7 protein-coding genes are annotated in these 6,434 nt (G+C 69.6%); 4 read left to right on the forward strand and 3 right to left on the reverse strand.

Features of this window, described 5'->3' with window-relative positions:
- From pstC to AC08ON_RS05540, 4 genes are all read left to right on the forward strand, one after another.
- A partial coding sequence (gene pstC / locus AC08ON_RS05525) for a phosphate ABC transporter permease subunit PstC (protein ID WP_476616564.1) occupies nucleotides 1–881 on the forward strand: 881 nt, incomplete at its 5' end.
- Nucleotides 878–1,942, forward strand: a complete 1,065-nt coding sequence (pstA, locus tag AC08ON_RS05530) for a phosphate ABC transporter permease PstA (RefSeq protein WP_476606678.1) — start codon at nucleotides 878–880, stop codon at nucleotides 1,940–1,942. The genes pstC and pstA, both read left to right, overlap by 4 nt.
- Before the next feature lie 129 nt (nucleotides 1,943–2,071).
- The gene (gene pstB, locus AC08ON_RS05535; RefSeq protein WP_476606677.1) at nucleotides 2,072–2,848 is read left to right on the forward strand and encodes a phosphate ABC transporter ATP-binding protein PstB; all 777 of its coding nucleotides are present in this window, start codon (nucleotides 2,072–2,074) and stop codon (nucleotides 2,846–2,848) included.
- A 32-nt stretch (nucleotides 2,849–2,880) separates the two neighbouring features.
- Nucleotides 2,881–3,792, forward strand: a complete 912-nt coding sequence (locus AC08ON_RS05540) for a response regulator transcription factor (protein WP_476606676.1) — start codon at nucleotides 2,881–2,883, stop codon at nucleotides 3,790–3,792.
- 17 nt (nucleotides 3,793–3,809) lie between these two features.
- Here AC08ON_RS05540 and AC08ON_RS05545 read toward each other — a convergent pair whose 3' ends face one another.
- From AC08ON_RS05545 to AC08ON_RS05555, 3 genes are all read right to left on the reverse strand, one after another.
- Nucleotides 3,810–4,727, reverse strand: coding sequence for an HhH-GPD family protein (locus tag AC08ON_RS05545; RefSeq protein ID WP_476606675.1), 918 nt, complete (start codon nucleotides 4,725–4,727; stop codon nucleotides 3,810–3,812).
- An 88-nt stretch (nucleotides 4,728–4,815) separates the two neighbouring features.
- Nucleotides 4,816–5,895 carry a DNA integrity scanning diadenylate cyclase DisA gene (gene disA, locus AC08ON_RS05550; protein WP_476606674.1) on the reverse strand — a complete coding sequence of 360 codons (1,080 nt, stop codon included), beginning with the start codon at nucleotides 5,893–5,895 and terminating at the stop codon, nucleotides 4,816–4,818.
- A gap of 131 nt (nucleotides 5,896–6,026) precedes the next feature.
- The coding region (locus AC08ON_RS05555) for a S16 family serine protease (RefSeq protein WP_476616565.1) at nucleotides 6,027–6,434 on the reverse strand (408 nt) is incomplete at its 5' end.

Below are 6,434 nucleotides of genomic sequence, written 5' to 3' on the forward strand. Positions count from 1 at the left end.
CGGCCGGGGTCGGGCTGCTGGTACTGATCGCCGCGATCGCGGCCTTCCTGGTACTGCGCGCCACCGATGCCCTCGGCGCCAATACCGGGAACTTCTTCACCACGGAGGAGTGGTTCCCCAACGCCACGCCGCCGGTTTTCGGCATCGCCGCACTGCTGTTCGGCACGATGATCACCGCTGCCATCGCAATGATCATCGCTGTTCCGGTCGCGGTGGGTATCGCTCTGTTCATCACGGTGTACGCGCCGCGCCGGATGGCCTCCGCCCTCGGCTACATCGTCGATCTGCTGGCGGCCGTGCCGAGCGTCGTCTACGGCCTGTGGGGGCTGCTCGTGCTCGCGCCGCACATGAAGGGCATCCAAAGCTGGCTGACCGACTACTTCGGGTGGATCCCGCTGTTCGAGACCGATCGCGGGGTCGGTCGGTCGATCTTCGTTGCCAGTGTCGTCCTCGCGATCATGATTCTGCCGATCGTCGCCGCGCTGTCCCGCGAGGTGTTCCTGCAAGTGCCCAGTGCGCATCGGGAGGCGGCGATGGCGCTGGGCGCGACCCGCTGGGAGATGATCAGAACCGCCGTCCTGCCCTACGGCAAGCCGGGCGTCATCAGCGCCTCGATGCTGGGCCTCGGGCGGGCGATGGGCGAGACCATCGCGGTTGCCCTGGTCCTGCCGGCGTCGTTCAACATCTCCTGGCAGATCCTCGCGCCGGCCGGTAACACCATCGCCGCGAACGTGGCGAACGGATGGGGCGAGGCCAACGACATCGGCCGCGGTGCGCTTATCGCGTCCGGTCTCGTGCTCTTCATCGTCACCATGCTGGTCAACATCATCGCTCGCGCCATCATCGCGCGGCGGCGTGAGTTCTCGGGGAGCGCCGCATGAAAACCGCGACCGTTCCCGGTAGCGCCGTCGCGGGCGGTGAGGACCGGCTGCAGCTGCGGGGCCGGGTCCTGCCCCGCTGGGTACCGCTCGCTGCCGCTGCCGGTGCCGTCGTCCTGACGGTCCTGATCTATCTGGTGACCTCGATCTCCAGCAGGATCCAGTTCCTCCTGCTGGTCGCCGTCTTCTTCATCCTCGCGATGACCGTGGCCTCGACGCTGGTCGAGGGCGCCCGCCGGGCCCGGGACCGGTTCGCGACGAACCTGGTCTACGCCGCCTTCCTGCTAGCGGTCATCCCCCTGCTCGCGGTGCTCGTGAATGTGATCGAGAAGGGTGCGAGGCGGCTGCGCCCCGGGTTCTTCACGCACTCGATGAACGGCATCGGTGCCCGTGACGTCGGCGGTGGCATCTACCACGCGATCATCGGCACGGTGGAGCAGGTCGCGTTGGCGAGCCTGCTGGCCGTGCCGTTCGGTCTGCTGGTGGCCATCTACCTGGTGGAATATGGCCGCGGCCGGGTCAGCCGGGTGATCAGTTTCTTTGTCGACGTGCTCACCGGTCTTCCCTCGATCATCGCGGGTCTGTTCATCCTGGCGTTCTGGATCCTCGCCCTTCACCAGGGCTTCTCCGGATTCGCGGGTGCCCTGGCCCTCACGGTGCTCATGATTCCGATCGTGGTGCGCTCCGCCGAGGAAATGCTGAAGCTCGTTCCGGACGAGCTGCGGGAGGCCAGCTACGCCCTCGGGGTGGCGCGTTGGCGGACCATCCTCAAGGTGGTCGTCCCCACCGCGTTGCCCGGGATCGTGACCGGCGTCATGCTCGCGGTCGCCCGCGTTGCCGGCGAGACCGCGCCGCTGCTGCTGACCGTCTTCGGCACGAACCTCATCAACGCCAACCCGTTCTCCGGGGAACAGTCCGCACTGCCGCTGTACATCTACTCGCAGGCCGGCCAGCCGCAGCAGGCGGCGGTGGACCGGGCCTGGGCCGCCGCCCTGGTACTCATCATCATCATCATGCTGCTCAACTTCATCGCTCGTCTGATCGCCGGACGCTCGCGGCTGTGATGGCCCTGGCTCGGGACGGCGGCGTGGCACAGATCACGCCCTATTCCATTCTCGCGTCCTATCCCATCCCATCCCATCTGATCCGATCATCTGAAACAGCATCCAGGAAGATCGTGAGTCGAGGTAGCCATGGCCACCCGCATCGACGTTTCCGGGCTGACGGCGTACTACGGGAAGTTCAAAGCCGTAGCCGACGTGAACCTGACCATCGAGCCGAAGAACGTCACCGCATTCATCGGGCCGTCCGGATGCGGAAAGTCGACGGTGCTGCGCACGCTCAACCGGATGCACGAGGTGCTTCCGGGGGCCCGGGTCGAGGGGCAGGTGCTCCTCGACGGTGAGGATCTGTACGGGCCCGGGACGGACCCGGTGGCCGTCCGCCGCACCGTCGGGATGGTCTTCCAGCGACCGAACCCGTTCCCGACCATGTCCATCTACGAGAACGTCATCGCCGGGCTCAAGCTGAACGGGGTCCGCAAGAAGGCGCTCCTCGACGAGCGGGTCGAGGAGTCACTGCGGGGCGCGAATCTCTGGGAGGAGGTCAAGGACCGGCTGGGCCGGCCGGGCGCGGGCCTGTCCGGCGGGCAGCAGCAGCGGCTCTGCATCGCCCGGGCGATCGCGGTGGAGCCGCAGGTCCTGCTGATGGACGAGCCGTGCTCCGCGCTCGACCCGATCTCCACTCTTGCGATCGAGGATCTGATCGCGAAGTTGAAGTCGAGCTTCACCATCGTCATCGTCACCCACAACATGCAGCAGGCGTCGCGGGTCAGCGACTCGACCGCCTTCTTCTCGTTGGAGAAGACCGGCGACCCCGGCCGCCTCGTCGAGTACGACAAGACCTCGCAGATCTTCAGCAACCCCAAGGAAAAGCGGACCGAGGACTACATCTCCGGACGGTTCGGCTGACGGCCGGGGGGATTGGCGGACAGGACGCGCGGATGCTCCCGGTACCGTGTGGGGCCGGTCAACCGGGGGGGCAAGACCGTGGCTCGGCAGGCGAGGACCCGGCGGTTTCGGCAGGCCCGGCGGTTTCGGCAGGCGAGGACCCGGCGGTCGCGGCAGTAGACCCGTCAGCCGACGGACGTCGGTACCGCGGCCCGTCCGGTGGGCCGCGGAGACGGACGACGGGCACCGGGCCGGGGAGCTTCCCGGCGCTGTTGATCGCGGACGAGGACGTCGACGACGGCATGCTCGACGCCTTCGTCGAGAACGGTGTCGAGGTCAGCGTGGTGGCCGACGGGGCGCTGGCCCTGTTGGAGATCGGTCTGCGACATCCGGCCGCGCTGCTGATCAGTGCCCGGCTGCCCGTGGTGGACGGGGTGACCGTTGTGCGGACGGTGCGTAGCGTGCCCGGTCACGACGACGTGCCGATTCTCCTCGCGGTCGGCCCCGATGACCGGCCGCGAGCCGCCGCCGGACTCGACGCGGGGGCCAGCGCCTGCGTCGGCAAGCCGTACCGGGTTCCCGAGGTCCTCGCGATGGTGGGGCTCATCGGAATCGGACGGGCCGGAACGTATCCGCCTCGGATGCACGAGCCGGAGGTGCTGCGCGGCGGACGGGTGCAGCTGGACCGCGCGGCACACGAGGTCCGCCTCGACGGGGCCGTGGTCCCGGTCCCGCCGCGGGAGTTCCGGCTGCTCGCGCTGCTCCTGGAACAGGCGGGCCGGGTCGTCCCGCGCGAGACGCTGCTGCGGGAGGTCTGGGGTTCGGCGCAGACGGAGACGAACACGCTTGCCGTGCACGTGCGGCGGCTGCGGCGGCGGCTGGGCGAGACGGCCGGCCAGCCAACGGTCATCGAGAGCATCCGCGGGGTCGGCTACCGCTTCCGCGCCGTTCCCGATCCGGGTTGAGCCCTTCCGCAGGGACGTCAGCTGGGCAGCGCGTAGACGCCCGGCGCCACCCGTACCACGAGACCGTCGTCGATCAGCCCGGCGAGGGCGCGGGTCCGCTGCACCGGATCGTCCCAGACCTGGTCGAGGATCTCCTGACCCACCGCCGGACTGGCGTCACGCAGGACGGCGAGCAGCCGGCCGCGGACCTGGCGGTCGGTGCCGGCGTACCCCTGGGGCCGGCGCGCGGGTCCCGCGCTCGGCGGGCTGCCCGCGGACACCCACGCACACCGTCCCAACAGGGGGCAGGCGGTGCAGCGAGGCGCTCGGGCAACGCAGACCAGCGCGCCGAGCTCCATGAACGCGGCGCTGGCCCGGGCGGCCGTCTCGGTGTCCGGCGGCAGCAGCTCCGCGATCTCGACCAGGTCGCGGCGGCTGACCGTGGCCGGCGGGTCGGCTCTTCCCTCGACGGCCCGGGCGAACAGCCGGCGCACGTTGACGTCAACGACCGGATGACGCTGGCGGAAGGCAAAAGCGGCAACCGCCCGCGCGGTGTACGTCCCGATGCCGGGCAGCGCGAGGAGATCGTCGAGGTGTTGGGGGATCTCGCCGTCGTGCCGTTCGACGACGACGGTCGCCGCCTGGTGCAGCCGCAGGGCGCGCCGGGGGTAGCCCAACCGGCCCCACGCCCGGACGGCCTCCCCGGCCGGCTCGGCGGCGAGCGCGGCGGGCGTCGGCCACCGGTCCAGCCATGCCTCCCAGACCGGCAGCACCCGGCTGACCGGGGTCTGCTGCAGCATCACCTCGCTGACCATGATTGCCCAGGGGCTCGTCAGGGGACGGCGCCACGGTAGGTCTCGGCCACAGACGGCGAACCAGTCCAGGACGAGATCGGCCAGTGGTCCGGACGCGCTGCTGATTCCGGCTGTGCTGGCTGTGCTGGTCATTCCCGCCATCGTGCCAGGCGACCAGGCCGGCCGGAGGCGGCAGGCGGCCTCCCGTCGCCTTCGGCTACCACACGTAGCATTACCGTGTGCAGCGTTACTATACGTAGCGTTCGAGAATGCTTGACTCGGCGAGCCGGGAGAGGCCCTCGCGGACCGCTCGGGCGCGGGTCTCCCCGACGCCGTCAACGGCCTGCAGATCGTCGACCCCGGCGGCGAGCAGTTTCTGCAGGGTGCCGAAATGGTCGACGAGCCGGTCGACCACCATCCGTGGCAGCCGGGGCACCTTCGCCAGCATGCGGTAACCGCGTGGACTGATCTGCCGGTCCAGGATGTCCGCCCCGCCGGAGAATCCGATCACCCGGGCGAGGACGGTGAGATCGAGCAGGTCGGTCGGAGACATCGCGGACAGCTCACCCAGGACCTGCGCGGGCGTTCCCGCCTTCGACCCGATCGGCAGATAGTCGCGGACGGTGAGTTCACGCTCGGTCTGGACCCCGGCCATCAGCTCCTCGAGCTGCAGGGACAGCAGCCGGCCGTCGGTGCCGAGTTCGACGACGTAGCCTTCGATCTCGTCGGCTATGCGGCGCACCATCTCCAGCCGCTGGCTCACCGAGATCGCGTCGCGGACCGTGACGAGGTCCTCGATCTCCAGCGCGGACAGGGTGCCCGCGACCTCGTCTAGCCGCAGCTTGTAACGCTCGAGGGTAGCCAGGGCCTGGTTCGCCCGGGACAGGATGGCGGCCGAGCCGTCCAGCACGTACCGCCGCCCGGCGACGTACAGCGCGATGATGTGCATCGACTGGCTGACCGAGATGACGGGGAACTCGGCCTGCTTGGCGACCCGCTCGGCGGTTCGGTGCCGCGTGCCGGACTCCTCTGTCGGCACCGTCGGATCCGGCACCAGATGCACCGCCGCGCGGACGATGCGCTGCAGGTCGGACGACAGCACGATCGCGCCGTCCATCTTGGCCAGCTCACGCAGCCGGGTCGCCGAGAACTCCACGTCGAGCTCGAAGCCGCCGGTGCACAGACCCTCGACGACCTTGTCGTGGCCGAGGACGATCAGTGCGCCGGTGTGCCCGCGCAGGATGCGTTCCAGACCGTCGCGAAAGGGGGTTCCGGGCGCGACCGCGGCCAGTGTCGCCCGGAAGATGTCGTCTCCGGGTGGTCCTGCCATCAGGCTCCCTCAGCTCCTTGGCTTCCCCCACCGTCTCCCATTACCACTGTCGTGATGCTATCGGGGCGACGGGAGCCAGTGGGGTCCACCTCATCGTGAAGTACCGATATGGTTAGAAAAATACACACTTTCTATGTTTCATGCATTTTGCTGATCGCGCCGATCAGGTCGGGTACCTCGGTGACTTTCATGCCGTCCGGAGCCGGGCCGGGGTCCGCCGGAACGAGCGCCCGGCGAAAGCCGAGCCGGGCCGCGGCGGCGAGCCGTTGGCGTACCGAGCCCACCGCGCGGACCTCCCCGGCCAGGCCGACCTCGCCGATGGCGACGAGATCGGCAGGCAACGGACGGTCCCTGGCCGCGCTGACGATCGCCAAAGCCGTCGCGAGGTCCGCCGCGGGCTCGGCCAACCGAACCCCGCCGACGGTCGCGGCGTACACGTCGGCCCGGCCGAAGCGCACCTTCGCCCGGCGCTCGACCACGGCGAGAATCATCGCCACCCGGGCCGGATCGAGCCCGGACACGGCGCGCCGGGGGATCTG

This window comes from Frankia sp. CoWAU3 (assembly GCF_977971855.1).

Coding starts and splice junctions, on each gene's coding strand:
- pstA (WP_476606678.1), top strand. CDS start 878: ATGAAAACCGCGACCGTTCCCGGTAGCGCCGTCGCGGGCGGTGAGGAC.
- disA (WP_476606674.1), bottom strand. CDS start 5,895: ATGGCAGGACCACCCGGAGACGACATCTTCCGGGCGACACTGGCCGCG.
- AC08ON_RS05540 (WP_476606676.1), top strand. CDS start 2,881: ATGCTCCCGGTACCGTGTGGGGCCGGTCAACCGGGGGGGCAAGACCGT.
- AC08ON_RS05545 (WP_476606675.1), bottom strand. CDS start 4,727: ATGGCGGGAATGACCAGCACAGCCAGCACAGCCGGAATCAGCAGCGCG.
- pstB (WP_476606677.1), top strand. CDS start 2,072: ATGGCCACCCGCATCGACGTTTCCGGGCTGACGGCGTACTACGGGAAG.